This window comes from Pseudanabaena sp. PCC 9330, assembly GCF_055795045.1.
In genome coordinates, this window is sequence record NZ_JAYFES010000105.1 from 1 (window position 1) to 362 (window position 362).

Consider the following 362-nt stretch of genomic DNA (forward strand, 5'->3'; position numbering starts at 1 on the left):
GTGCCATAGAGGATGGCGACAGCCGCCACGAGGTAGAGGCGTTCGAGGGCTTGAGCGGAGCGGATACCCGAAGCTTCTAGCTCAAAGACCCCGGATTTTGAATCGAGGAAAAGCTCCTCGACCCGAAACCTGAGGGCATATTGCCACAGGGTATTGAGGGAGGACGGTTCATCGGTGATGACGGCCCAGGGTTCCTTGACGCCCTTGACGTTGGCCAAAACGAGGTTGCAGCGCCAGCGCCCATCCGCCCACAGGCCAATGCCGTCATAGAATCGGGCTTCGCCCTTGGGGGGCCAGAGATAGCCCACTTCAATGGGATGACGACGGGGGCCATGCACCACCACATCCCTGGGCAAGCGTAA

The 362-nt window shown here is 60.2% G+C and carries 1 pseudogene; it reads right to left on the minus strand.

The window, feature by feature from the left end:
- Positions 1-362: pseudogene (locus AC0QKW_RS13120) on the minus strand (transposase); the annotation flags it as partial.